General features: G+C 65.4%; 22 protein-coding genes, 1 tRNA gene, 1 pseudogene and 1 riboswitch. Of the genes and pseudogenes, 10 read left to right on the top strand and 14 right to left on the bottom strand.

Translation table 11 applies throughout. The features are described from left to right. Positions 1–24 precede the first annotated feature (24 nt). A riboswitch (TPP riboswitch) is annotated at positions 25–140 on the bottom strand. Between the two features lie 185 nt (positions 141–325). Continuing rightward, on the top strand, positions 326–1,165 hold the full coding sequence (locus O7R11_RS03355; protein WP_337996069.1) for an MBL fold metallo-hydrolase: 840 nt from the start codon (positions 326–328) through the stop codon (positions 1,163–1,165). Positions 1,166–1,180: 15 nt separating this feature from the next. Here the strand turns inward: O7R11_RS03355 and O7R11_RS03350 are convergent, their stop codons facing one another. From O7R11_RS03350 to O7R11_RS03335, 4 genes are all read right to left on the bottom strand, one after another. Continuing rightward, positions 1,181–1,975, bottom strand: coding sequence for an aspartyl/asparaginyl beta-hydroxylase domain-containing protein (locus O7R11_RS03350; protein WP_337996068.1), 795 nt, complete (start codon positions 1,973–1,975; stop codon positions 1,181–1,183). Positions 1,976–2,042: 67 nt separating this feature from the next. Continuing rightward, positions 2,043–2,441: a DUF805 domain-containing protein gene (locus tag O7R11_RS03345; protein WP_337996067.1), complete on the bottom strand. Its 399-nt coding sequence runs from the start codon at positions 2,439–2,441 to the stop codon at positions 2,043–2,045. A gap of 256 nt (positions 2,442–2,697) precedes the next feature. Then, complete coding sequence (locus tag O7R11_RS03340; protein WP_337996066.1) at positions 2,698–5,913, bottom strand: efflux RND transporter permease subunit; 3,216 nt, start codon at positions 5,911–5,913, stop codon at positions 2,698–2,700. Next, complete coding sequence (locus O7R11_RS03335; protein WP_337996065.1) at positions 5,910–6,926, bottom strand: efflux RND transporter periplasmic adaptor subunit; 1,017 nt, start codon at positions 6,924–6,926, stop codon at positions 5,910–5,912. Before O7R11_RS03335 ends, O7R11_RS03340 begins: the two co-directional genes overlap by 4 nt. 97 nt (positions 6,927–7,023) lie before the next feature. Here O7R11_RS03335 and O7R11_RS03330 point away from each other — a divergent pair, with 97 nt between their 5' ends. Both O7R11_RS03330 and O7R11_RS03325 read left to right on the top strand, forming a co-directional pair. Beyond that, on the top strand, positions 7,024–7,350 hold the full coding sequence (locus O7R11_RS03330) for an ArsR/SmtB family transcription factor (RefSeq protein WP_337996064.1): 327 nt from the start codon (positions 7,024–7,026) through the stop codon (positions 7,348–7,350). A 58-nt stretch (positions 7,351–7,408) separates the two neighbouring features. Beyond that, a complete protein-coding gene (locus O7R11_RS03325) occupies positions 7,409–8,719 on the top strand; it encodes an NAD(P)/FAD-dependent oxidoreductase (protein ID WP_337996063.1) in 1,311 nt (436 codons plus the stop codon). A gap of 200 nt (positions 8,720–8,919) precedes the next feature. Here O7R11_RS03325 and queF read toward each other — a convergent pair whose 3' ends face one another. Continuing rightward, complete coding sequence (queF, locus tag O7R11_RS03320) at positions 8,920–9,387, bottom strand: preQ(1) synthase (RefSeq protein ID WP_337996062.1); 468 nt, start codon at positions 9,385–9,387, stop codon at positions 8,920–8,922. A gap of 195 nt (positions 9,388–9,582) precedes the next feature. Between queF and O7R11_RS03315 the strand changes: the two genes are divergently transcribed. From O7R11_RS03315 to O7R11_RS03300, 4 genes are read left to right on the top strand one after another with little or no spacing between them, the layout of a single operon-like run. Further along, positions 9,583–13,701 (top strand): response regulator, encoded by a 4,119-nt coding sequence (locus O7R11_RS03315; protein WP_337996061.1) that lies wholly within the window; start codon positions 9,583–9,585, stop codon positions 13,699–13,701. A 17-nt stretch (positions 13,702–13,718) separates the two neighbouring features. Next, positions 13,719–14,564 (top strand): CheR family methyltransferase, encoded by an 846-nt coding sequence (locus O7R11_RS03310; RefSeq protein ID WP_337996060.1) that lies wholly within the window; start codon positions 13,719–13,721, stop codon positions 14,562–14,564. Beyond that, on the top strand, positions 14,561–15,166 hold the full coding sequence (locus O7R11_RS03305; protein ID WP_337996059.1) for a chemotaxis protein CheB: 606 nt from the start codon (positions 14,561–14,563) through the stop codon (positions 15,164–15,166). Before O7R11_RS03310 ends, O7R11_RS03305 begins: the two co-directional genes overlap by 4 nt. After that, the gene (locus O7R11_RS03300) at positions 15,148–16,143 is read left to right on the top strand and encodes a diguanylate cyclase (RefSeq protein WP_337996058.1); all 996 of its coding nucleotides are present in this window, start codon (positions 15,148–15,150) and stop codon (positions 16,141–16,143) included. The genes O7R11_RS03305 and O7R11_RS03300 overlap by 19 nt, the downstream gene beginning before the upstream one ends. A 34-nt stretch (positions 16,144–16,177) precedes the next feature. On the opposite strand, the gene O7R11_RS03295 is transcribed toward O7R11_RS03300, so the two are convergent. Further along, positions 16,178–16,251 (bottom strand) — tRNA-Gly (locus O7R11_RS03295). Between the two features lie 164 nt (positions 16,252–16,415). Here O7R11_RS03295 and folE point away from each other — a divergent pair. From folE to O7R11_RS03280, 3 genes are all read left to right on the top strand, one after another. Then, positions 16,416–17,060, top strand: a complete 645-nt coding sequence (gene folE, locus O7R11_RS03290) for a GTP cyclohydrolase I FolE (RefSeq protein WP_337996057.1) — start codon at positions 16,416–16,418, stop codon at positions 17,058–17,060. Between the two features lie 80 nt (positions 17,061–17,140). Next, positions 17,141–17,437 (top strand): chorismate mutase, encoded by a 297-nt coding sequence (locus tag O7R11_RS03285; RefSeq protein ID WP_337996056.1) that lies wholly within the window; start codon positions 17,141–17,143, stop codon positions 17,435–17,437. Positions 17,438–17,656: 219 nt separating this feature from the next. Next, on the top strand, positions 17,657–19,057 hold the full coding sequence (locus O7R11_RS03280) for a bacteriohemerythrin (RefSeq protein ID WP_337996055.1): 1,401 nt from the start codon (positions 17,657–17,659) through the stop codon (positions 19,055–19,057). Positions 19,058–19,469: 412 nt separating this feature from the next. Here the strand turns inward: O7R11_RS03280 and O7R11_RS03275 are convergent, their stop codons facing one another. The 8 genes and pseudogenes from O7R11_RS03275 to O7R11_RS03240 form a co-directional block, all read right to left on the bottom strand. After that, a complete protein-coding gene (locus O7R11_RS03275; protein ID WP_337996281.1) occupies positions 19,470–20,063 on the bottom strand; it encodes a hypothetical protein in 594 nt (197 codons plus the stop codon). Continuing rightward, positions 20,041–20,166, bottom strand: a pseudogene (locus O7R11_RS03270) (IS5/IS1182 family transposase); the annotation flags it as partial. The gene O7R11_RS03275 and the pseudogene O7R11_RS03270, both read right to left, overlap by 23 nt. A 122-nt stretch (positions 20,167–20,288) precedes the next feature. Further along, positions 20,289–21,062, bottom strand: a complete 774-nt coding sequence (locus O7R11_RS03265; RefSeq protein WP_337996054.1) for an amino acid ABC transporter ATP-binding protein — start codon at positions 21,060–21,062, stop codon at positions 20,289–20,291. 19 nt (positions 21,063–21,081) lie between these two features. Beyond that, positions 21,082–21,774 carry an amino acid ABC transporter permease gene (locus O7R11_RS03260; protein WP_337996053.1) on the bottom strand — a complete coding sequence of 231 codons (693 nt, stop codon included), beginning with the start codon at positions 21,772–21,774 and terminating at the stop codon, positions 21,082–21,084. Beyond that, the gene (locus O7R11_RS03255) at positions 21,771–22,535 is read right to left on the bottom strand and encodes an amino acid ABC transporter permease (RefSeq protein WP_337996052.1); all 765 of its coding nucleotides are present in this window, start codon (positions 22,533–22,535) and stop codon (positions 21,771–21,773) included. Before O7R11_RS03255 ends, O7R11_RS03260 begins: the two co-directional genes overlap by 4 nt. A 60-nt stretch (positions 22,536–22,595) precedes the next feature. Next, entirely contained in the window at positions 22,596–23,486 is an 891-nt protein-coding gene (locus O7R11_RS03250; protein WP_337996051.1) for an amino acid ABC transporter substrate-binding protein, read from the bottom strand. A gap of 54 nt (positions 23,487–23,540) precedes the next feature. After that, positions 23,541–24,698 carry an aminotransferase class V-fold PLP-dependent enzyme gene (locus O7R11_RS03245; protein ID WP_337996050.1) on the bottom strand — a complete coding sequence of 386 codons (1,158 nt, stop codon included), beginning with the start codon at positions 24,696–24,698 and terminating at the stop codon, positions 23,541–23,543. Between the two features lie 263 nt (positions 24,699–24,961). Further along, positions 24,962–25,771, bottom strand: coding sequence for an IclR family transcriptional regulator (locus O7R11_RS03240; protein ID WP_337996049.1), 810 nt, complete (start codon positions 25,769–25,771; stop codon positions 24,962–24,964). Positions 25,772–25,792: the final 21 nt, after the last annotated feature.

Below are 25,792 nucleotides of genomic sequence, written 5' to 3'. Positions count from 1 at the left end.
GGGGGCACCGGCAGGAAGGAGAGGCCCGGCGCACGATCCCATCCCTTCGCCGGTATGACCCGGATCAGGTTCAAAGGGTCACCGCGCCGCGTGCGCCGTCGGTATCTCAGCCCCTTGCCGGAGCCCCCCTTGGGTTCGCCGCCCAGGGTGGCGGCAAGCCGCCGCCCTGTCAAACCGAAACCGGCGCATCCTTCGGAAACCCCTGGACGTGACCGCCCGGCACATGCTTTCCTGCATGTAGGATTTGGACTACATGACTGCGTGCCGGTGCATGCAATCGTGGTCCCATGCCCCCATAACAAGCCCGAACCGGGAGGCCTTGGCTATGTCAGAGACACGCTTTTCCGTCACCGCCGTGGTCGAAAACGCCGAGAGAGAAGGCTTCGTGTCGGAGCACGGCCTCTCCCTGTGGATCGAGACTCCCCACGGCCCCATCCTGTTCGACAGCGGGCAGGGCAAGGCCCTGATTCCCAACGCCGAACGCCTCAACATCGACCTCGCGCAGGCCCACTTCCTGGTGTTGAGCCACGGCCACTACGACCATACCGGCGCGGTGGATCAGGTGCTGGCGAAAAACGACTCCCTGATGCTGGTGCACCACCCGGACATCTTCCTCACCCGCTACAGCATCCGCCCCGGCGAAGCGCCGCGCGACGTCTCCATCCCGCCCGCCATCGCCGCCGCGATCCGCGCCCTGCCGCCGCAGCGCATCTGCGCCAGCCGCGGCCCGGTGGAGCTGGTCCCCGACGTCGGAACCACCGGCGAGGTGCCGCGCGCCAACACCTTCGAGGACGTGGGCGGCCCGCTTTTCCTCGACACCGAGAGCAAGGTTCCCGACTCCATCCCCGACGACCAGTCGATCTGGATTCTCACCCCCAAGGGCCTGGTGGTGATCTGCGGCTGCGCCCATTCCGGCATGGTCAACACCGTGCACCAGGCGCGGCGCATCACCGGCGAACACCGCGTCGCCGGGCTGATCGGCGGCTTCCACCTCAACGCCGCGTCGGAACACCGCCTGCGCGAAACCGCGCGCGTGCTGATGGATTGGAACGTCGGCTTCGTCGCCCCCGGCCACTGCACCGGCGCGGCGGCGATCGCCTACCTGCGCGGGCTGCTCGGCGACCGGGTCAAACCCATCGCCACCGGCGACATCATCCGCTTCTGACGCATCCGGCGCGGCTCAATGCCGCGCCGCTCCCGCGCCGTAGAACAGCTTCTCCCAGGCCTTGTGCGCCTCGTAGCCCTCGCGGATGAACGGCGTGAACAGCGCCAGCCGCAGCACCAGCTTGTTGGTCAGGCTGGCGGGGAAGCGCGTCGGCTTCTCGAAATCGACGAACAGCACCACGCGCACCGCGTCGGAATGGTTCCACGCCTCGTGCTCGTAGGCGTCGTCGAAGATCAGCGCCTCGCCCTCCCGCCAGTGGCAGACGCGGTCCGCCACGCGGATGCCGATCTTTTCCGGCGCATCGGGCACGATCAGGCCGAGGTGGAAGCGCAACACCCCGTTGTACGGCCCGCGGTGCGGCGGCAGGTGCTTGCCCGGCTCGAAGATCGAGAACATCGCCGACTTCAGTCCCGGAATGTTCTGGAGGATGCGCCAGGTCTCCGGACACTGGCGGACCGCCTCTTCCGAGACGATGCCGTAGCCGCAGAGGAAGAAGGTCTTCCAGTCGCGGTCGGCGGAAATCGACCGCACCTCGGCAGAAATCTCGTGGAACGCGGGCAGCTCCCCCTTGCGCGCCAGAACCGCCTCCAGTTCCGCGCGGATCGCCCGCCACTCCGCCTCCACCCGGCGCGCCCAGGGGAAGGCGTCGGTGTCGTAGACCGGGGGGCTGCCCCCCTCCGCATAGGCCAGATTCAGGCGCTCGGCCGCGGCGACGAGGCGCATCACGCCCCGCGCCAACAGCCCCGGGCGCGCCATGGTGTCGGTGAGCCCCACGGTCCGCGCCTGCTGCCGATGTGCTAAGTCCTGCATGATGACTCCGGTTTTCTCCCATGTTTTCATGACATGGGAGACAAACCGGAGCGATGCAACTTGGCGGTCAGCCCTCGACGAACGGCGCGTCGGGGACGAAGTCCGGATTCAACGGGTCGGGGCCGTGGTCGTTGGGCCCCGCCTCGCCGCGGCTCGCCCACCAGTAGATCAGGATCAGCGGTCCGATCAGCGGCACCAGCCACAGCAGCAGCCACCAGCCGGACTTGCCGATATCGTGCAGCCGCCGCGCCGCCACCGCCAGGGTCGGCAGAAAGATCGCCAGGGGGAACAGCAGGGAAAACAACCCGCCGGAAAGCGGAAAGGTCGCGGCATCGAAGATCACCACCACCGCCGAGCCCAGCAGGTAGAACCCCACCCACCACCAGAACTCCGCCCGCGCGGCGCGCCCGGCGAAAGCGGCGTATTTGGCGAAGCAGACCCTGATCGCATCGGAGAAAGTCATCATCCCGCCACGATGCCCTTCGCCTCGGGAAAAAACAAGGCCGGGCCCTGCCCGGGCCCGCTGGGGCCGCGGGTCCCAGACCCCATAACTGTTTTTCGCCGCGCAAGCGGCCATCAACCGTCACGCCGCGTGATGAGCCTATGGCGCTGCGCGCAAAAACCAAAGTTATGGGGAGTGTGGGGGGATTGGAGCCGACCGCCGGAGGCGGTGGGAACGCCCAGTGGGCGTTCCCAAGGCGGAAATGTCCCCCCACGAAGTTTTAGTGTTCCCCCCCGAACCCCTTGCCGTCGTCGCGCAGCCAGACGTAGATCGCCGGGATGGCGAGCAGGGTGAGCGCGGTGGAACTGGCGAGGCCGAACACCAGACTGATGGCGAGGCCCTGGAAGATCGGGTCAGCGAGGATGAACGCCGCGCCGATGATCGCGGCGAGCGCGGTGAGCAGGATCGGCTTGAAGCGGATGGCGCCCGCCTCCACCAGCACGTCACGCAGGGTGTGGTCCGGGTGCGCGGCCTTGAGGTGGCGGATGAAATCCACCAGCAGGATGGAGTTGCGCACGATGATCCCGGCGAGCGCGATGAAGCCGATCATCGAGGTGGCGGAGAACGGCGCGCCGAACATCCAGTGTCCGAGCACGATGCCGATGAGGGTGAGCGGCACCGGCACCAGGATCACCAGCGGCACCTTGAACGACCCGAACTGTGCGACGACGAGCAGATAGATCGCCAGGAGCGCGACGATGAAGGCCGCCCCCATGTCGCGGAAGGTGACGTAGGTGACCTCCCACTCGCCGTCCCAGAGGAGGGTGAGCCCCGCCTCGTCGAGCGGCTGGCCGTGGTAGCCGATGGCGATCGGCGGCAGGTCCGGATGTTCCGCCTGCATCTTCGCCAGGGCGTTCTCCACCGCGGACATGCCGTAGATCGGCGCCTCGAAGGCTCCGGCGAGTTCCGCCGTGACCATGTCGTTGAAGCGGCCGTCGCGGCGATAGACGGTTTCGGAGGTCTTCTCGGCCACCACCCGCACCACGTCGCCGAGTTCGACCACGCCCTTCGCGCCGGGCACCGGGGTGGTGAGCAGGCGCTCGCCGATGGCGAGGTCCGAGGGCGGCAGCTTCACCGCGATCTCGATCGGGTTGGTGCCGTGGCCGCGGTGGGAATAGCCCACCGAAACCCCGGAGAACAGCGCGCGCAGGGTGTCGAACACCGCCTGTTCCTCGACGCCGTGGAATTCCAGCGCCTCCTGGTCGATGACGAGGCGCAGGCGCTTCGCCGGATGCCCCATGGAATTGTCGATATCGACGACGAAGGGCACGGCGCGGAACGCCTGGCGCACCCGCTCGGCGGCGGCGCGGCGGGCCTCGGCGGTGGGGCCGTAGACCTCGGCGAGCAGGGTCGCCATCACCGGCGGGCCGGGCGGCACCTCGGTCACCTTGACCGCGGTGCCGTCCGGCACCGGCAGGTCGGCGAGGCGGCGGCGCGCCTCCAGCGCGATGCCGTGGCTTTCGCGGCTGCGGTCGCCCTTGGGCAGCAGGTTGACCTGCAACTCGCCCAGTTCCGGCGAGGACCGCAGGTAGGAGTGCCGCACCAGGCCGTTGAAGTTGAACGGCGCGGCGGTGCCGACATAGGCCTGGATGTCCACCAACTCCGGCAGGGAGGCGAGCCGGTCCGCCGCGGCGCGCAGCACGCGGCTGGTCTCCTCCAGCGAGGAGCCCTCCGGCAGGTCGATCTGCACCTGGAACTCGGACTTGTTGTCGAAGGGCAAGAGCTTGACGGTGACGCTCTTGGTGGCGAAGAGGCCGCACACCGCAAGGGTGGCCACCCCGACGCCGAGGAGGAAGCGCTTGGAGCGGCCGCGCCCGGTCAAGAGCGGCACCGCGATGCGGCGGTAGAACGCGCCGAGGCGGCCTTCGTCGTCGTGGTGGCCCTCGCCTTCCCGCTCCGCCTTGCGCCCGGCGATGCGGTAGAGCAGCCAGGGGGTGATCGTCACCGCGACGAAGAACGAGAAGATCATCGCCGCCGAGGCGTTGACCGGGATCGGGCTCATGTAGGGGCCCATCATGCCGGAGACGAACATCATCGGCAGCAGCGCGGCGACGATGGTCAGGGTGGCGACGATGGTGGGGTTGCCGACCTCGGCCACCGCCTCGATCGCCTTGTCGGCGATCGACTTGCCGTCCTTCATCCCCCAGTGGCGGGCGATGTTCTCGACGATGACGATGGCGTCGTCCACCAGGATGCCGATGGAGAAGATCAGCGCGAACAGGCTGACGCGGTTGATCGTGTAGCCCATCAGGTGCGAGGCGAAGAGGGTCAAGAGGATGGTGGTGGGGATGACCACGGCGACCACCACCCCCTCGCGCCAGCCGATCGCCAGGGTGATCAGACCGACGATGGAGATGGTGGCGAGCGCAAGGTGGAACAGCAGTTCGTCGGATTTCTCCAGCGCCGTCTCGCCGTAGTCGCGGGTGACCTTGACCTCGATGTCGGCGGGGACGAGGCGGCCCTTCAGGGTGTCGAGGCGGGTGAGGATATTGTGCGCCACGTCCACCGCGTTGGCGCCCTTGCGTTTGGCCAGCGCGATGCTCACCGCGGGCGCGGGCTTGAGGCTGCCGTCCTTGAGTTTTTCCAGTTGCCAGACGCGGGTGTCCCCGGTGGCCGCGCCGACGACGATCTTCGCCACGTCCTTGACGTAGACCGGCCGCCCGTCGCCGGTGGTGATCAGGAGGTTGCCGATGTCGCCCGGCCCCTGCAAGGTATGCCCGGCGACCACCGGGGGCTGTGCCCCCGCCTCGCGCACGCGGCCCAGCGAGAACGCGCGGTTGGCGTTCTTCACCTTGTCCACCAGCTGGTTGAGGGTGACGCCGTAGAGGCTCAGGCGCTCCGGGTCGGGCTCGACGCGGATCTGGTCCGGGTGGCCGCCCGCGATGAAGGTCAGCCCCACGTCCTCCACCTTCACCAGTTCGCTTTGCAGCTCGTCGGCGATGGCGTGCAGGGCGTTGTCGTTCCAGCGGTCCTCCTTGCCCGGCTTGGGGGTGAGGGTGAGCACCACCACCGGCACGTCGTTGATGCTGCGCCCGACGATCAGGGGCTCGGGAATGCCGATGGGGATTTCGCCGTAGTGGGCGCGGATGGTGTCGTGCACGCGCAGCAGCGCGGCGTCGCGGTCGGTGCCGACGAAGAAGCGCGCGGTGACCATCGCCTGGTCGTCCACGGTCTGGGAATAGACGTGCTCCACGCCGTCGATGCCCTTGACGATGTTCTCCAGCGGCTTGGTCACCAGTTCCACCGCGTCCACCGCCCTCAGGCCGTCGGCGGAGACCATGATGTCCACCATCGGCACCGAGATCTGCGGTTCCTCCTCGCGCGGCAGCTGGATCAGGGCGATCAGCCCCACCGCCAGCGCGGAGAGCAGCAGCAAGGGCGTCAGCGGACTGCGCAGGAAGGTGCGCGTCAGATGGCCGGAAATCCCCAGTTTCATGACCGGCCCCCCGCCTTCGGAGCGTCCTGGGGCAGGATCACGTCGCCGTCATGCAGGCCGGAGAGCACCTCGATGCCCTCCGCATGGCGGCTTCCGGTCTGCACCACCACGGCGGTGCCGTCGGCGAGGCGGGCGAAGGTGACGCCGAAGCGCGTGGCGAGATAGCCCTCCGGCACCAGAAAACCTTCGCGGCTGCCGGTCTTCACCGTCACCAGGGTGCGCTCGCCGACGAAATAGCCGCCGAGGTCCGCCACCTCCACGTCGGCCATCACCCGGCCGTTGGACAGCTTGGGATAGACCTTCACCACCTTGCCCTCGCGGGTGCGGCCCGGGTCTTCGTCCGGGGCCATGCCGCGCGGCCCGATGCGCACCGGGTCGCCCTCGCGGATGAAGCGGGCGTGGCGCTCCGGCACCTCGATGCGCAGCAGGTAGGCGCCGGTGGCGATGGTGGCGATCGGCTCGCCCGGCATCACCACCGCGCCGTCGGTGACATGCACCACCAGGACGCGGCCGTCGCCGGGGGCGAGCACCTCGCCCTCCTTCATCTGCTGTTCCACCACCTGGCGCGCCGCAGCCTGGGAGGCCAGCCCGCGGTCCGCCACGGCAAGCGCGGTGCGCGCCGTATCCAGCCGCGCCTTGGAGACCACGCCCTGCTTGTAGAGCTGCTGCGCGCGGTTGAAGTCGAGTTCCGCCTGGGCGCGTTCGGCGCGCAGGGACTGGGTCTTCGCCTCCAGCGAGCGCATCTGCAGCACCAGCTTGGGGTCGCCGATGGTCGCCACCTTCTGCCCGGCCTTCACCGCGTCGCCCTCGTCGATCAGAAGCATGGCGACGGTGCCGCCGTTGCGGGCGCGCGCCTGCTGCACATGGGCGCTTTCCACCGTGGCGTAGATGGTCTTGCGGTCCTCGATGGATTGCCGCCGCACCGTCAGGCCGCCGTCGGCCGCCTGCGCCAGAGAGGCGGAGACCAGGGCCGCCGACGCGATTGCCAGGACTGTCCGGATCGTGCTGCGCATGGAGGAACCCCCTTCGTGGTCGTGCCCCGGAAATGGGGCGGAGAAAAGCCTTGTTGACATAATATGCATAGTTGCTAATTTAGCAAGTATGAATACCATGGACGTCGCCGACAACGCCAGACAGGCCGCCGACCTTCTCCGCGCCCTCTCGAACCCGGGTCGGCTGACGATTCTCTGCCTGCTCTCCGGCGGGGAAAAGACGGTCGGCGAACTGGAACGCGCGATCGGCCTGTCGCAGTCCGCGCTGTCGCAACAACTGGCGGTGCTGCGGCGCAAGGGCCTGGTCCAGACCCGGCGGTTTCGCCAAAACGTATTCTACACCATCAGGGATGATCGCGCGATGCGTGTCATCGACACCCTGGCGGGATTGTATTGCCCGACCGGAACGCCGACATCAAAAAGTGAGGCCGCGGCCTCCAAGTGAGCATGAGGGTCGAGCTTGCGACAACCACGGCACAGCCGTGACAGCGGAGGACGGCAGGATGGCGCATATCGTAGTCATGGGTGCGGGGATCGGCGGCGTGCCGATGGCTTATGAAATGCGGGACGCGGCGCGCAAGGAAGACACCGTCACGGTGGTCAGCAACACGCCCACCTTCCACTTCACGCCGTCCAACCCCTGGGTCGCGGTCAACTGGCGCAAGCGCGAGGACATCGAGATCGAACTCGCCCCGGTGCTCGCCAAGCGCGGCATCGAATTCTCCCCGGCCGGGGTGGCCAAGGTCTACCCGGAGGAGAACCGCCTGGAACTCCTCGACGGCCAGGAGATCATCTACGACTACCTGGTCATCGCCACCGGCCCGGCGCTCGCCTTCGACGAGATCGAGGGCTTCGGCCCGCATGGCGGCCTCACCCAGTCGGTCTGCCACGTCGATCACGCGGCGCACGCCGCCGAGGCGTGGGAGGCCTTCTGCGCCGACCCCGGCCCGATCGTCGTCGGCGCGGTGCAGGGCGCCTCGTGCTACGGCCCGGCCTACGAGTTCGCGGCGATCATGGATACCGACCTGCGCCGCCGCAAGATCCGCGACAAGGTGCCGATGACCTTCGTCACCGCCGAACCCTATATCGGCCACCTCGGCCTGGGCGGCGTCGGCGATTCCAGGGGAATGATGGAAAGCATCCTGCGCAGCCGCCACATCGACTGGATCTGCAACGCCAAGATCGAGAAGTTCGCCGACGGCGCGGCCCACGTCATCGAGGTGGACGACGACGGCAACGAGAAGAAGCGCCACACCGTGCCCTTCTCCTTTTCCATGATGCTGCCGTCCTTCCGCGGCATCCCCGCGGTGATGGGCGTGCCCGGCCTGGTCAACCCGCGCGGCTTCGTCATCGTCGATAAGCATCAGCGCAACCCCGCCTACCCCAACGTCTTCTCGATCGGGGTGTGCGTCGCCATCCCGCCGGTGGGCAAGACCCCGGTGCCGGTGGGCGTGCCGAAAACCGGCTACATGATCGAATCCATGGTCACCGCCACGGCGCACAACATCGCCAACCTGCTGAACGGCGAAGAACCGGACCGCGAGGCCACCTGGAACGCCATCTGCCTCGCCGACTTCGGCGATTCCGGCGCGGCCTTCGTCGCGCTGCCGCAAATCCCGCCGCGCAACGTCAACTGGTTCTCCACCGGATGGTGGGTCCACGCCGCCAAGATCGCCTTCGAAAAATACTTCATGCACAAGATCCGCGCCGGAACCTCGGAGCCGATCTACGAGAAATACGTCCTCAAGGCGCTGGGCATCACCAAGCTCAAGGACAAGATCCTCCACGCCATCCCCGACGAACCGAAACTCTGAGGGACGCGGAACACCAAAACTTCGCGGGGGGACTCGGTCCCCCCGCTCCCCCCATAACTTTTGGTTTTTGCGCGCAGCGCGAGAAAGCCATCACGCGGCGTGACGGTTGATGGCCGCTGCACGGCGAAAAACCAGTTATGGGGTTTGGGGCCCAAGGCCCCAACGGGGTCCAGGGGCGGCGCCCCCGGCCTGGTTTTCCCCTACCCCCGCCCGCGGTAAGGCGGCACGCCCTGGTCGGGCAGCCAGATGCCTTTGGGCGGTTCGCCGCTTTGCCAGAACACGTCGATCGGCATGCCGCCGCGCGGGTACCAATAGCCGCCGATGCGCAGCCACACCGGGGCGAGGGTTTCCACCAGGCGCTTGGCGATCGTCACGGTGCAGGTTTCGTGGAAGGCGCCGTGGTTGCGGAAGGCGTGGAAGAAGAGCTTCAGCGACTTGGATTCCACCAGCCAGCGGTCCGGCACGTAGTCGATGACGAGGTGCGCGAAGTCGGGCTGCCCGGTGACCGGGCAGAGCGAGGTGAATTCCGGGCAGGTGAAGCGCACCACGGTGCGGGCTTCGGCCTCGCCCTGCCAGGGCACGCGTTCCAGCACCGCCTCTTCCGGGGTGGCGGCGGCGCGCGCGGCGCGGCCGAGTTGGGTGAGGTTCGTTCCGGTCGTGTCGCTCATCTTTGCGGGCTCCTTTTCCCCTTAGGGCATAGCGGATTTTTCCCTTCGCCGCACCTCCCCTGCCGCGGCAACCGGAGGGGCAAAACCATGGCCTGCCGTTCGACTGTTGCCGCCTTCCCGCGTGTCGGAGTATGTTGCGCTCTTACAACAAGAAAACCCCGAGAGACCGGGCGGCAGAACACCCAGGAGTCCATCATGCGCCTTGCCGACGCTTCGATCAGGAGCAAGCTGTTCCTGTTCTACCTGCTCGCCGGCATCCTGCCGCTCTCCCTGATCTCCTTCCTGGGCTTGAACTTCGCCTCGAAGGCGCTGCTCGACAAGTCGTTCAGCCAGCTGGTCACGGTGCAGAGTCTGCGCAAGGCGCGCATCGAGCACGATTTCTCGATCCGCCTGGACTCGGTGCACCGGCTGAACCAGCGCAACGACATCATCAACCTGTTCACCGAGATCGGCGCCTTCCAGCACGTCCACGGCCTCGACGCGGCGAACCGTCTCGACGTCACCGACCCCGGCTACCGCGCCATCGCCAACCGCTATTCGCCGTCGTTGCGGCACTACCTCGCCACCTACGCCTACCGCGACCTGCTGCTGCTCTCCGTCGATGGGCGGCTGCTCTATTCGCTGAAGCAAGACCCCAACGCCGGGCGTCTGGTGGAATCCGGCCCGCTGCACGATTCCGGCCTGACGCGGCTGTGGCGGCGCATCGGCGAGACGCGGCAGGCGGCGATCGTCGATTTCTCCCTCTACGGCAGCGAGCGCGGCGATCACGCCGCGTTCATCGGCCAGCCGTTCTTCGGGCCGGACGGGCAGATGCGCGGCGTCATCGCGCTGCGCCTCGGGCCGGAACTGATCGACACCATCGTCACCTCGCGCGACGGCATGGGCAAGAGCGGCGAGTCCTACATCGTCGCCTTCGACCCGAGACGGTCGCGCTATGAGTTCCGCACCACGGTGCACACCTCCGGCGGCGGGCGCTGGGTGATGGGCGCGACGATGCCGGAACTCCCCTATTGGAAGCAAAGCCGCACCGCAAGCGGCCAGCCGGTCATCGGGGAGTTCAAGGACAGCGAGGGCGAGCCGGTGCTGGTGGCGGCGACGGAGCTGGCGATTCCCGACGTCGCCTGGACCCTGGTGTCGAAGGTCGCCCGCGCCGAAGTAGTGGCGCCGATCCGCGACCTGGGGATCGAGATTCTCGCCCTCGGCGGCATTCTTGTGCTGTTCGTCGGCATCGGCGCGTTGATCTTCGCCGACACCTTCACCTCGCCGGTGCTCAAGGCGACGCAGATGGCTCAGGCGATCGCCGAGGGCCGGCTCGACGTCTCCATCGACGCCGCGCGCAAGGACGAACTGGGGCTGCTTTCCCGTGCCCTCGATTCCATGGCGCACCGCCTGCGCGAGCACGACTGGCTGATGAGCGGCGCCTCCACCCTCAACGACACGCTGCGCGGCGAGCACGACCCGGACAAACTGAGCGAGCGCCTCCTCGCCTTCATGACCGCGCACTTCCAGGTGCCGCTCGGCGCGCTCTATCTGGCGCGGGAGGATGCGGCGGTGCTGCGGCTCGCGGCGCGCCACGGCGTGTCCGATGCGGATGCGGAGCGCCGCAGCAACATCCCCCTCGGCGACGGCATGATCGGCCAGGCGGCGGTTTCCCAGGCGCCGCTTTATTTCGACACCGCGCCCACCGATGCGCCGGTGCTCGACTACGGCGCGGGGGAGGTGCGGCCCAGCCGCTTCGCCGCGGTGCCTCTGGTGTTCGAGGGGGTTGCGATCGGGGTGCTGCTGCTCGGCGGCTTCACGCCGTTTTCCGCCGTCGGCCGCCGCTTCCTCGCCGAGCATGCGGGCAATGCCGGGGTGCTGCTCGCCGCGGCGCAGAGCCACCAGACCATCGAGGCGCTGCTCGCCCGCTCGCGCGAGCAGGAGAACGACCTGCGCGCCTCCAACGCCGAACTGAAGCGCCAGGCCCAGGCCCTGATCGAATCCGAGCGCGAACTGCAAACCCAGCAGGAGGAACTGCGGGTCATCAACGAGGAACTGGAGGAGCAGACCCGCGCCCTGCGCAAGTCGGAGAACGAGTTGCAGACCCAGCAGGAGGAACTGCGCGTCACCAACGAGGAGCTGGAGGAGCGCACCCAGGAGCTGGAGCTGCGCAGCCGCGCGATCCAGGCGAAGAACGACGAGCTGACCGCGGCGCGCGACGAGATCCGCCAGAAGATCCAGGAACTGGAAACCGCCAACCGCTACAAGTCGGAGTTCCTGGCGAACATGAGCCACGAACTGCGCACGCCGCTGAACAGCATCCTCATCCTGTCGCAGCTGATGGCGGACAACCGCAACGGCAACCTCTCGGAGCGGCAGACGGAATCGGCGCGCACCATCAACGCCGCGGGCAGCGACCTCCTGAAGCTGATCAACGACATTCTCGACCTCTCCAAGGTGGAGGCGGGCAAGATCGAGATGACGATGGATCCGATGCCGATCGCCGGTTTCCTCGCCGATATCGAGCGGGTGTTCCGCCCGGTTTCCGATATCCGCGGCATTCCCTTCGACATCGCGGTCGCCGACGACGCGCCCGCCGCCCTGGTGACGGATTCCCACCGCCTACAGCAGGTGGTGCGCAACCTCCTGTCCAACGCCTTCAAGTTCACCGAGGCGGGCGGGCGCGTCGGCCTCGCCATCGCCCGGCCGGAGGCGGCGGACCTGCCCGCGGGCAGCGCGCTCACCCCGGAGAACGCGGTGGCTTTCGCGGTCAGCGACGACGGCATCGGCATCCCCGCGGAACGCCAGGCGGACATCTTCGAGGCGTTCCGCCAGGCCGACGGCGGCACCAGCCGCAAGTACGGCGGCACCGGGCTCGGGCTTTCCATCTCGCGGCGGCTGGCGGAGGCGCTGGGGGGCACCATCACGCTGACGAGCGAAGCCGGCAAGGGCAGCGTGTTCACCGTCATCCTGCCTACCGCACAGCCCGAACCCGCGGCGGAGGAAGCCCCGGCGCCGGCCGCCGAACCGCCGAAGCCGGCGCCCGGCCCGGTTCCCGCGGCGCGGCGCACGCCCCCGCCGCAACCCGCACGCCTGCCGCCCACCCTGCCCGAAGCGGCCGCGGAGGACGTGCCGGACGACCGCCGCGACCTCGATGAAGGCGACCGCATCCTCCTCATCGTCGAGGACGACCCGGCCTTCGCCGCGATCCTGCGCGACCTCGCGCACGAGCGCAGCTTCAAGTGCCTGATCGCCGCGGACGGCGAAACCGGCCTGCACTTCGCCGACTACTACCGCCCGAGCGCGATCATCCTCGACATCGGCCTGCCCGGCATCGACGGCTGGGAGGTGATGAGCCGCCTCAAGGACAGCCCGGAGACGCGGCACATCCCGGTGCACTTCATCTCCGGCGTGGACAACGCGTTGAACGGCCTGCGCATGGGCGCGGTGGGCTTCCTCACCAAGCCGATCGGCATCGAGCATCTGGACGCCGCCTTCGGCAGGATCGAGGAGATCATCGACAAGCCGGTGAGCGCGCTGCTGGTGGTCGAAGACGACCCCGCCCAGGCGGAGGCGATCCGCCAGCTCATCGGCAACGGCGACGTGGTGACGACGATCGCGGGCGACGGCGCGGCGGCGCTCGAAGCGCTTTCCGAGCGGCCCTTCGACTGCATGATCCTCGACCTCGGCCTCAAGGACATGACCGGCTTCGACCTTCTGGCGCATCTGGGCGAAATTCCCCACTGCGCGCAGATGCCGATCATCATCTATACCGGGCGCGACCTCACCCGCGAGGAAGAGGAACAATTGCAGCGCCACGCCGACAGCATCATCATCAAGGGAGTGCGCTCGCCCGAGCGCCTGGTGGACGAGAGCGCGCTCTTCCTCCACCGGGTGGAGGCGGCGCTGCCGGAACGCCAGCGCGCGATGATCCGCATGGTGCACGACCGCGACGCGGCGCTGAAGGAGCGCACGGTGCTTCTGGTGGACGACGACATGCGCAACGTGTTCGCGCTTTCGAGCGTGCTGGAGGACAAGGGGATCGCCGTGGTGATCGCCCGCGACGGCAAGGAATGCCTGGCGCGCCTGGCGGACAACCCCGGCATCGACCTCGTCCTCATGGACATCATGATGCCGGAGATGGACGGCTACGAGGCGATGCGCGAAATCCGCAAGAACCGCGCCTACGCCAAGTTGCCGATCATCGCGCTCACCGCCAAGGCGATGAAGGGCGACCGCAACAAGTGCGTGGAGGCGGGCGCCAGCGACTACCTGGCGAAGCCGGTGGATACGGAGAAGCTTCTGTCGCTGCTGAGGGTATGGCTCTATCGATGACGACGGATCTCGTCCGGATGGAAAACGAACGCCTGGAGATGCGCCTGCTGCTGGAGGCGATCTACCAGAAGTCCGGCTACGACTTCCGCGGCTACGCCTCCGCCCACATCAAGCGGCGGCTGGAGCATGTGCGCAACCGCGCCGGGCTCGCCACCTTCTGCGAGGTGACGCACCGCCTGATCTGGGATGCCGAGTTCTTCGATTCCGTGCTTTCGGCGCTCTCGATCAACGTCACCGAGATGTTCCGCGACCCCGGCTTCTACCGCGCGGTGCGCGAACAGGTGCTGCCGGTGCTCAAGACCTATCCGTTCATCAAGGTCTGGCACGCCGGCTGCGCCGCCGGGCAGGAGGTCTACTCCATGGCGATCGTGCTCGCCGAGGAGGGAATGAAGGACCGCGCCCAGATCTACGCCACCGACATCAACCCGCCGGTGCTGGAGATCGCGCGGCGCGGCATCTACCCGCTGGACGCGGTGCGCCACTACACCGCCAACTACCAGAAGGCGGGGGGCGCCTCGTCGTTCTCCGAATACTACACGGCGGACTACGATTCGGTGGCGGTGAAGACGGCGCTGAAGCAGAACGTGCTGTTCTCGCCGCACAACCTGGTCACCGACGGCATCTTCGGCGAGATGCACGTGATCTTCTGCCGCAACGTGCTGATCTATTTCGGCGACGACTTGCAGAACAAGGTGATCAAGCTGTTCCTCGACAGCCTGTGCAACGGCGGCTTCCTCTGCCTCGGCACCAAGGAGAGCCTGCGCTTCTCCGAGCATGCGGACGCCTTCGAGGTGGTGGACGCGCGGGAGAAGATCTACCGCAAGCGGCCCGCCCTGCCCACTCCGGAAGCGGAGGCGGAATGACCTCCCCGCCCGCAACGGATGCGGTGGTGATCGGCGCCTCGGCCGGGGGGCTCGCCGCCATCGGCGCGCTGCTTTCCGCCCTGCCCGCCGCCTACCCGCTCGCGGTGGTGGTGGTGCAGCACATTCCGGCCGACGCGGCGGACACCCTGGTGCGGCGCTTCCAGCGGCATTGCCGCCTGCCGGTGCGCGAAGCGGAGGACAAGGACACGGTGGAACCCGGCATAGTCTTTATCGCTCCGGCGGATTATCATCTTATGATTGAACCCGACCGCAGGTTCAGCTTATCTAGAGAAGAACGCGTCAACTTTTCCCGCCCCTCGATCGACATCTTGTTCGAAACCGCGGCGGAAGCCTTCTGCAACCGCTTGGTCGGTGTTATTTTGACCGGCGCCAGTGCCGACGGCGCGACGGGCCTGGCGAAGATCGCAGCAATGGGAGGAACCGGCGTGGTGCAGTCCCCCGAAACGGCCGAAGTGGACGTGATGCCGCGCGCGGCGCTTGCCGCCTGCGCCGGCGCCCGCGTGCTGCCGCTGGCCGCCATCGGCGCCTTTCTCGCCCGCCTCATCCCGGAATCGGAGGCACCATGCCCGCCGATATCCTGATCGTAGACGACAACCCCAACAACCTGTTCGCGCTGGAAAACCTTCTGGCGGCGCCCGACCTCAACATCATCACCGCGGGCTCGGGCAACGAGGCGCTGGCCAAGACGCTCTCCCACGAATTCGCCATCGCGCTCCTGGACGTGCAGATGCCGGAGATGGACGGCTTCGAAACCGCGGAACTGATGCGCGGCAACTCGCGCACCCGCCACATCCCGATCATCTTCGTCACCGCCAACCGCAGCGAGCGCGAATACGTGTTCCGCGGCTACGATTCCGGCGCGGTGGACTATCTCGCCAAGCCGCTCGACGTCAACATCCTGAAAAGCAAGGTCAACGTCTTCCTCGAGCTGCACCGTCAGCGCCGCGCGCTGGAGGAGAAGACCCGCGAACTCGACGCCAAGATCTCCGAAATGGAGCGCCTGCAAAACCTGTTGCAGGAGCGCAACGAGCAACTGCGGGTGTTGTCGCGCACCGACCGCCTCACCGGCATCTTCAACCGCCTCTCCTTCGACGAAACGCTGGACTACGAGTGGCGGCGCTGCGACCGCGGCGGCAAGCCGCTCACCCTGATCATGGCCGATATCGACCACTTCAAGGCCTACAACGACCGCCTCGGCCACATCGCGGGCGACCACTGCCTGAAGCAGGTGGCCTGGGCGCTCTCCGCCGCGCTGATGCGCCACGTGGACACCATCGCCCGCTACGGCGGCGAGGAGTTCGCCGCGATCCTGCCGGAAACCGACGAAAGCGGCGCGGTGGCGGTGGTGACGAGGATGCGCAATGCGGTGAAGGCGCTCAACATCGCGCACCCCGCCTCACCGACCGAATTGCACGTGACGATCAGCCTCGGCGTCGCCTCGATGCTGCCGGACCCGAATCTCTCCCCCCTGCGGCTGATCGAAATGGCCGACGACGCGATGTACCGCGCCAAGGCCCTGGGCCGCGACCGCCACGCCCTCTACAGCCAACTCGGCTGAAGGCGCTTCATCATCCCGAATGCATTGGAAAAATTGGAGCGGGTGAAGGGAATCGAACCCTCGTCGTAAGCTTGGGAAGCTTCTGCTCTGCCATTGAGCTACACCCGCATCCGGCCGTGCGCGGCACGGCTGGCTTGGAGGCCGGATATTAGGCTAGGCGGTTTTTCCTGGCAAGGGGGCAATTCCCCGATCGCCGTATCCGGAAATTCCGGGTTGCATCCGCAGCGTCAAAGGCCAACATCCTAGGGCGGAAAAGACCGAGGAGACCTCCCGTGAACAAGCCCGTGCCGACATCCACCCCCGCCCCCGCCGCCAACGCCGCCCCCACCCGCCCCAGCCGCGAGGAAGCCGAAGAGGCTGTGCGCACGCTCCTGCGCTGGGCGGGCGACGACCCGTCGCGCGAGGGCCTGGTGGACACCCCGGCGCGCGTCGCCCGCGCCTACGAGGAATTCTTCGCGGGCTACGCCACCGACCCGGAGGCCTATCTCCGCCGCACCTTCGAGGAGGTGGAGGGCTACGACGAGATGGTGGTGCTGCGCGACATCCGCGTCGAGAGCTATTGCGAGCACCACATGGTGCCGATCATCGGCCGGGCGCATGTGGCCTACATGCCGCACCGCCGCGTCGTCGGCATCAGCAAGCTCGCCCGCGTCGTCGAGGCCTATGCCAAGCGCCTGCAAATTCAGGAAAAGCTGACGGTGCAGATCGCCAGCACGATCAACGACGTGCTGGAGCCCATGGGCGTCGCCGTGGTGATCGAGGCGAGCCACCAGTGCATGACCACCCGCGGCGTGCACAAGCCCGGAGTTTCGATGATCACCAGCCACATGCTCGGCGTGTTCCGCTCCAACCCGACGACGCGCAAGGAGTTCATGTCGCTGCTCGGGGCCTCCGGCGGCAACCCGCTTCACCCGTAAGGCGCGGAAAAACGCTTGCAACCGGGGCCGCGAGGCCGGACATTCGGAGGCTGTTTCACCGCCGACGGACGCAACGCCCCATGACCTCCGACCCGATCCTGCCCGAACTCAAGCGCCTGCGCGCCAGCATCGACAACATCGACGCGGCGCTGATCTACCTGCTCTCCGAGCGTTTCAAGTGCACCAAGCGGGTGGGCGCGCTGAAGGCGGAGCACGCGCTCCCCGCCTCCGATCCGGGGCGGGAGAAGGAACAGATCGCGCGCCTGCGCGCGCTGGCGCACGAGGCGGACCTCGACCCGGAATTCGCCGAGAAGTTCCTCAACTTCGTGATCACCGAGGTGATCCACCACCACCTCGCCGCCGCGGGGAAGAAGTAGGGCGGAAGCGGCAAGAAAACCGCGAAGTTCCCCACAACAAAATTTTGAATAATACCAAGTTGAAACTCGACATACCACGGTATGCCGAGCCGTATGCTTTCCGCGCTTTTCGCCTTGCAAATCAATACCGGGAGGACCACCTGCATTTTCATGCGGCGATACCTCGACTTGCGGTTTCCGCGTTTCGCCTCGGAGCCCCAGCGACCGGATGACAACGGTATGGAAGATCTCTCCCCCGACGCGCCCCGCCCCTCCGCCGCCCCGGCGGCGGACACCGTCGTCATCTCCAACGAGGAGCTCCTGAACCTGCGTTCGGAGCACCGCCGCACCCTCTACCTGCTGCGGCAAACCCAGGAGGCCTACGGCCACTTCGTGCCGAAGGGGTTCCTCCATATCCTCGGCACGGAAGACATTCTCGACGTCCGCCTGGGCCATGAGATCGAGAAAAAGATCACCATCATGTTCTCGGACATCCGCAACTTCACCACGCTGTCCGAGGCGATGACCTCCCACCAGACCTTCGAGTTCATCAACGGCTATCTCGCCCTCATGGAACCCGCAGTGCAGACGCACGGCGGCATCATCGACAAGTTCATCGGCGATGCGGTGATGGCCTTCTTCCCCGAGCGGGCGGCCCATGCGCTCGAAGCCGCCTTCGCGATGCGCGACGCCCTCTCCCACCTCAACGGGCAACGCCGCAATGCGGGGCAGGAACCGATCGCCATGGGGATCGGCCTCAACACCGGGCTGACCACCCTGGGCGTTATCGGCCACATGGGCCGCATGGAGGCGACGATCATCGGCGACGCGGTCAACGTCGCCTCGCGCCTCGAATCCCTGACCAAGCAGTATCATGTCGGCATCCTGATCAGCGAGGACACGCTGGCCTGCCTCGACGGCGCCGGGAAACACCTTATCCGCTTCATCGACCGAGTGGTGGTGAAGGGCCGCCTGCGACCGATCTCCGTCTACGAGGTCTTCGACGGCGACGAACGCGCCACCGCCGAGGCCAAGCTCTCCACCCTCGACATCTTCGAAAAGGCGGTCGCCTACTACCACCTGGGCGAGGCCGATCTGGCCCTACCGCTGTTCCACCTGTGCCGGGAAAAGACCGATCTCGACCCGGTGGCGGATATCTACCTGAAGCGCTGCCTCACCTGCATCGAGACCGGCGTGCTCGAAGGCCCCCACGAATTCCACAACCGCCTGGAATGGTGCTCCGCCTACGAGACCGGTATCGCCGATGTGGACCGGCAGCACCACGGACTCCTCGACAACATCAACAAGCTCTCCGCCGCCATCCAGGGCAACGACACGGCGGCAACGGAAGAGGTGTTCGCCTTCCTCGGTGCGTACAGCGTCGAGCATTTCTCCACCGAGGAGGAATACATGCGGCGTTACGACTACCCCTTCCTGCAGGAACACATCCAGGAGCACGAGGCCTTCATCCGCGGCTTCACCACTGCCAAACGGAAAATCCTGTCGCATCCGGAGGACAAGCTGCTCGCCCTCTTCCACATCAACCTGTTCCTCTACGACTGGCTGATCAGCCACAGCACCCGCATCGACAAGCACTTCGCCAACCACGTGCTGAAGGCGCTGGCGCAGACGACGGGATGACGCGGTGGAGGGCTTGGACGTGGAGGACGAGGATTGGCGAAAACATGCTCATGGCATGTTTTCGTCCTGCCGTATCGAACCGGAGGTTCTTGCCACTGTTCCTCAAGCCAATGAAAAAGGCCTCCCTATGGGAGGCCTTTTTCATTGGCTGTGCACCCAGTCCGCAGCGAACCCGTCTCCGCATTCCTTTCCCTGCAAACAGGGAAAAATACAGGGAATGGGCCAGCCACCCCGCTCAGCAGACCACGATATGGGCTCGTAACACCACGGCCCCGCTCACTTTCGGGAGTATCTCCCTATTCGGGAAAACAGGGAACCGATCCGACAGAACAGGGAATTTTCATGCTTTCTCGGCTCATAACATCAACTCCCCGGGCCGATGAGGCTAGGGGTGACCGGCCCTTCGACACAATCACTCTGGAACCCGCCTATAGAGTCCACCGAACGTGACGTTCATGCCCCCGCACTTCAGGTTATCGCCTGCGACCAGCCAGTCCCCAACCAATATTATGTGAATCTGGCATCCTCCTTTGTACTTGAAAAGAATCCTGTTCCCTTTGGGAGAGGCGGACGCTTCGAATGAGCCTGTATGGGGAACATTTCCACCATATCCGAGAGCATATCCTGTCGCAGCAAGGCTGCCGGCGACCTTCCCTGCCCGCAATTCGATATCGGCATTCTCATCGACCCACTTGGTTCTGTAGGACCATTTACCGAACCAGTTCTGCAATGTGGTGCTACGAATCGGCTCCCCGATATCCAAGGATTGCGCTGCAACCCAGCCGACGCTTTGCCTGGCGACACGACCGTTCTTTGCCATATCCGGGGCAACGTAAAAGGCGCAGACCCAGCCGTCGGTCACATGGGAAGCCACCAACTCGTTGCCGGGAACGAGGAACTCGTCGCGGCGGCACGGCGTTTCGGCACAGCCTTCCCCACCGTCGTAAAGGTACACCTTGACCTGCCCTGGAACTTTCATCCGGCTGAAAGTTCCAGGGCAGGTCATTGAGTACGCGCCGGTCGTCCTGGCGCGGTACGCCGCGCGGCTTGTTCGGCAGCAGCGGCGAAATGATCGACCATCCGGCGTCAGTGAGATTAAAGCGGGCCATGATCAAACTCCCTATTGCTAGGAAATTTGAATCACAGTCCGCCCGCCAGGAGAATCCCCTTTATGGGTACAGAACCTAGGTGGGTAAAAACCCCCAACTCAGGTCACAGCGTCTCCGCGGCTTCAGTGGATGATCTGGTTCAGGAAATCCTGCGCCCGTTCGCTTTGGGGGGCCGTAAAGAACGTGGACGGCGCAGCGCATTCAACGACGGTGCCCTTGTCCATGAACACTACCCGGTCGGCGACCTCGCGCGCGAAGCCCATCTCGTGCGTGACGCAGAGCATGGTCATTCCCTCCGCGGCTAGTTGCACCATCGTGTCCAGAACTTCCTTAACCATCTCCGGATCGAGGGCGGAGGTCGGCTCATCGAACAACATGATCTGCGGCTTCATGCACAACGCCCGCGCAATAGCGACGCGCTGTTGCTGCCCGCCCGAAAGCTGTCCCGGATACTTGTGCACCTGATCGGGAATATGGACTTTGGAGAGGAAATGCATCGCGATTTCACGCGCCTCCGCCTTGGTGATACCGCGGGCTTGTACAGGTGCCAGCATGCAGTTCTCGAGAATGGTCAGATGCGGAAACAGGTTGAAACTCTGGAAAACCATGCCGACGTCGCGGCGCACCGTGGCGATGTCTTTCAACTGCTCGGTCAGGATCTGGCCGTTGACGATGATGCGCCCTTCGTCATGCGTCTCGATCCGGTTGATGCAGCGGATTAGCGTGGACTTGCCCGAACCGGAAGGACCGCAAATGATGATCCGCTCTCCCCTGCGGACGTCGAGATCGATGCCGTCGAGGGCGCGGAACCGGCCGTAATTTTTGCACACCGCATCCAACTCGATCACTTTTTCGTGCGAAGCCTCGCCGGGAAGCCCAGAAGGAACGGGATTCATACGCATCTCCTTTTCCCGGCTACCGGTTGATCGCCGCTTGGTGGCTGCGACGCAACCAAGCGACCAGTTGCGAAGCGGCACAGCAGATCGCCAGATAGATCGCCGCCACCGTCAGATACATCTCGACGAGCCGCCCGTTGAGCTGTGCGATCTTCGATGCCGCGCCGACCAGATCCGTAAGGGAGAGGACGTAGACGAGCGATGTGTCCTGAAACAGAATGATCGTCTGGCTGAGAATGATCGGGCTAGCGATCCGCACCACCTGAGGCAGGATCACGTAGCGGTAGGTCTTGTAAGTCGAGAGCGAAAGCGCCTTAGCCGCCTCGTATTGGCCGCGCCCCAGGGAGCGCAGGCCGACCCGGATGATTTCGGAGTAATAGGCCGCCTCGAACATCGAGAAGGTGATGAACGCGGTCCACACGCCACCGATCGGCACCGGGCGCCCGCCGTTCACCAGTGCACCGACAACCAAGGGGACGAGAAAGAAGAACCAGAACAGCACAAGGATCAACGGGACGGAGCGAATCAAGGCGACGTAACCGCGCGCGAGCTGCGCTGCCACGGGGATTTCGAGGTGCTGCACCAGCGCTAGTCCGATACCGAGGGCCATTCCGGTAGCGAACGCGCAGACGGTCAACAGCAGCGAAAAGCGCAGCCCCTGCATCAGATAGGGCAGGCTTTCGTAGACGATACCGAAGTCGAGACCGTTCATGGCGTACTCTCCCGGGCCGGGCGGCGAAGACGGATCCGCCGTATCCGGTCGTGCGTCATCCCGGGGATTCTGAAAGCCTCGTCGAGCCACGACATCAAGCGATAGGCGGCAAGCGCGAGGCCGAGGTAGATCAGGGTCGCCGCGCCGAATGCGGCGAAGGTCTGGAAGGTCTCCTCGCTGATCTGGCGCGCCTGGGCGGTGAGTTCCAGCAGGCCGATGGTCAGCGCCACCGAGGTGTTCTTGTAGATGCCCATCACCTCGCTGGTCAGGCTCGGGATGATCAGGCGCAGCGCCTGGGGGACGAGAACCAACCGGTAAATTTTCACGCCGTTCAGGCCGAGCGCGGCCGCAGCCTCGCGCTGACCCGCGGGTAAGGCTTCAATGCCGGTCCTCACCTGCTCGGCGACGCGCGCGCCGGTATAGGTGGAAAGGCAAATCAAGGCGGGGAAGAACGCGCCCCACGGCGGCGGCAATTGCTTGATCCGGTTTCCGATATCCGGCGGGAGCAATTCGGGCAGCACGAAGTACCACACGAACATCTGCACTAGCACCGGAATGTTCCGAAAAACCTCGACGTAGAGGCGTGCTACAGCGCGGACGAAGCGGTTGCGGACGGTGCGGCCGACGCCGACCGTAATGCCGATGGCGAACGCGAAGCACCACCCGAAAACCGCCAGGGCAAGGGTCCAGCCGAGCCCTGAAAGCAGCCATTCAAGGTAGGTCCGCCCATCGAAGCCCCTCTCGAAAAGTACGCCGAACATCGCGTTATCCTTCAAACTGCGATGACGCGGCGCCGATCGCACGGCGCCGCGTGGGAGCGATCAATAATCGACGACGTCGCTCGGGTGTGCCACCCGTTCTTTCAACGCGGCGCTCATCGGGAAGTTCAGGTTGATGTTCTTCGGCGGAATCGGCGACATGAACCACTTATCGTAAACCTTGGTGAACTTGCCGGAGGCCATCATGCCGGAGAGAACGCCATCGACGGTCTTTTTGAACTCCGGATCGTCCTTCGAGAACATCAGGCCGTAATAGACCTTGGGGTACTGGCTGGGGATGAACGCCAGGGTCTCCGGCTTGGCGTACTGCGCCTTCAAACCGGCGAGGAGGATGTCATCCTCCAGGAACGCCGCAGCGCGTCCGGAGGTCAGCATCAGGAAGGATTCGGCGTGATCCTTCGCCTGGGCGATGTTGAGATCGAGCTTCTCCTTGCGCGAGATCTCCTGCGCCACGCCGACCGCGTTCGAGCCCTGGGTGACCACCACCACCTTGCCTTTGAGGGCCGCGGGCGACTTCAGGCCGCTCGCGCTCAAAGCGAGCCATGCGGACTGGCTGGCGAAGGTGGAGACGCTGAACATCACCTGTTCTAGGCGCTTCTTGCTGCTGGAGGTGCCGCCGCATTCGATGTCTACGGTGCCGTTCTGGATAAGGGGAATGCGGTTCGACGAGTTCACCGGCACCAGATTGACCGCGAGCTTGGTTCCGAGATCGGACTCCAGACGGTTGACGATATCCGCACAGAGATCCAGCGAGAAGCCAACCGGCTTTTGGCCTGTCTCGAGGTAGGAGAACGGAATCGATGCCTCGCGGTAGCCGATCGAGATCGCCTTGTTGCTCTTGATGCGGTCGAGCGTCGGCCCGGCGTGGGCCGTCGCGGTAAAAGCGAACGCCGCTATAGCGGTGGCGGAACACAATACACGCAATCTAGACATGACAACCCTCTCTGTATGTAGCGGATGAACCTCATTCCTTCGTATCGGCACCGGTCAGGAGGCGCGTGCCGCCCGACCGTGCGCCCGGATCGCCGCGAGCAAGGCGTCGATGTCCGCCTCGGTATTGAACATCCCGAGAGAAATGCGGACCCCGTCCCGCTCCGGCGAAACCCGGATGTTCCGGGATTCGAAATACGCAACCCATTCGGCAGCGGCGATCGCCGCGACGTAGATGTGCGGCGCGCGAAGGTGACGGGCGCGCGGTCCGACCAGACCGATGCCGAGCTCGTCCAGTCCGGCGATCAGCCGGTCCCCGAGGCCGAAGCAGTGCGCCTCGATGTTGCCGACGCCGACGGACTCAATCAGGTCGAGCGCCGCGCCGAGGGCTTGTGTCGCGGGAAGGTTGTAATTGCCAATCTCGAATCGGATGGCGGTCGGAGCGAACGCCATGTCGTTGGGGCGCGCGACCAAGTCGGCGGGCGGATCGGCGAGACTGATCGCCGCCAGATAGGCGGGCTCGAGTTCGGTCAGTTTCGAATTCCAATACAACAGCCCGAGCCCCTGCGGCACCAGGAGCCCCTTGTGGGTGCCGCAGCCGATGAATGCGGCCCCCAGCTTCTTCGCGTCAATCGGAGTGACGCCGATCGCCTGCATCGCGTCGAGAACGTAGTAGAGATTCTTCTCCCGGCAGAGACGCCCGATCCCCTCGATATCGAAACGGTGCCCGGCATGGAAAGTCACGCAGGACATCGAAATTGCCCGAGTTCGCGCATCGATGTGAGGCAGGAAACTCTCCGCAGTGACCGCTTCGGCCATCGGGATGAATCGCACTTCCACCCCCTTCCGCTTCAGGTTCAGGAAGGCGTAGGTGTTGTTCGGGTGGTCGCCGTGGATCATCAACACGTTGTCGCCGGACTTCAGCGGCAGTGCGTTGGCGGCGATGTTCATGCTCTCGGAGGTGTTCTTGGTGAACGCGATCTCCGTGGCGGCGGCATTGAACAGCGCGGCGGCCTTGGCCCGCGCCCGTTCCATCCGTTCGATCCAGAGTGACTTCGGACCGGCGCTCTCATAACTCTCCGCGACGAAGCTTTCGAGTGCGGCCTTCACCGGCTGGGACATGGGAGTCTGGAAGCCGGAATCGAGGTAGACGATCTTCTCAGCGGCGGGGAACAGCTTCCGTATGGCACCCACATCAAAGTACTGCGTCATCATCCTCTCCATCGCCGGCTCGACGTTCGCGGTGGCGCGCACTTCGTTCGGCGGACATGTTTCTCGAAACGCACCGGCGCTTCAAAAGTGCATAACAATTCATCAAAACCATATCTGCCTAAATGATAGGCCTGGCCTCGGCGACGTCCACAATAATTCCGTTTTATGAGGTATATTTATTCCGATTTTTGAGAAAAATACGTCATTCCGGCCGTGGCACGGCCAGATAAAGTCACCGGATAAGGAACGGAACTGGCAGGGAGGGGTCAGACCGGCTTCGAGGCCGTGAAATCGTCGTCCTGCTGAAGAATGGTTTCCGAGAGGAGTCGGGCCGCCCGCATCAGCGGCTCCCGGAAACGATCGAGCTCCACGAAGCTCACACGCGCCACCGGCACCGAGACGCCGAGACAGGCGATCAGCGTGCCGTCGGGCGCCATGATCGGCACCGCGCAGCCGACGACCCCACGCACGAATTCCTCATTGGTCTTTGCCCAGCCCGCACACTTGGTCTCCGCAAGGACCGCAAGCAACGCATCCGCATCGGTCAAGGTGCGTTCGGTGTGCTGGTGCCTCACCAACGCATGCACCAGCTTCTCGCGCGCCCGCAGCGGCAGCAGGCTCATGTAGATCTTGCCGGTAGAGGTGCAATAGAGCGGCGCACCGCTGCCCGGATCGAACTGCAATCCCAGCGGCATCGCCACGCGCACGCTATCGACGTAGACGACCGCATTATCGCGCACGATACCGATTTCGCATTGTTCGCCGATTTCTTCGGCAACCGCCTGCAACACCGCATGTCTGCGGGCGGTTCGGAACGCCGAGCCGATGGTCTTGCCTGCCAAGGTAACGAGGCCATTGCCGACAACGAATCGCTTCGTTCCGGGTGCGCGTTGCAGAAAACCGCGTACCTCGAGATTGCCGATCAGCCTGTGCGCCGTCGGAAGAGGCAATTCGAGCCCCTTGGCGATTTCTGCAGAGGAAACGGCCTTCAGCTGACTTGCCACGAATTCAAGCACGGCGAACGCACGATCGAGAGGGGTTTCGCGATTGGCCGCTTGAGGCGCAGAATCATCCACGATGACACTCCATTTTCGGAT

The sequence above is a fragment of the Oleispirillum naphthae genome (assembly GCA_027864655.1).
In the GTDB taxonomy this organism is placed as follows: domain Bacteria; phylum Pseudomonadota; class Alphaproteobacteria; order Rhodospirillales; family Rhodospirillaceae; genus Oleispirillum; species Oleispirillum naphthae.
This window is presented reverse-complemented; position numbering and strand designations above follow the sequence as displayed.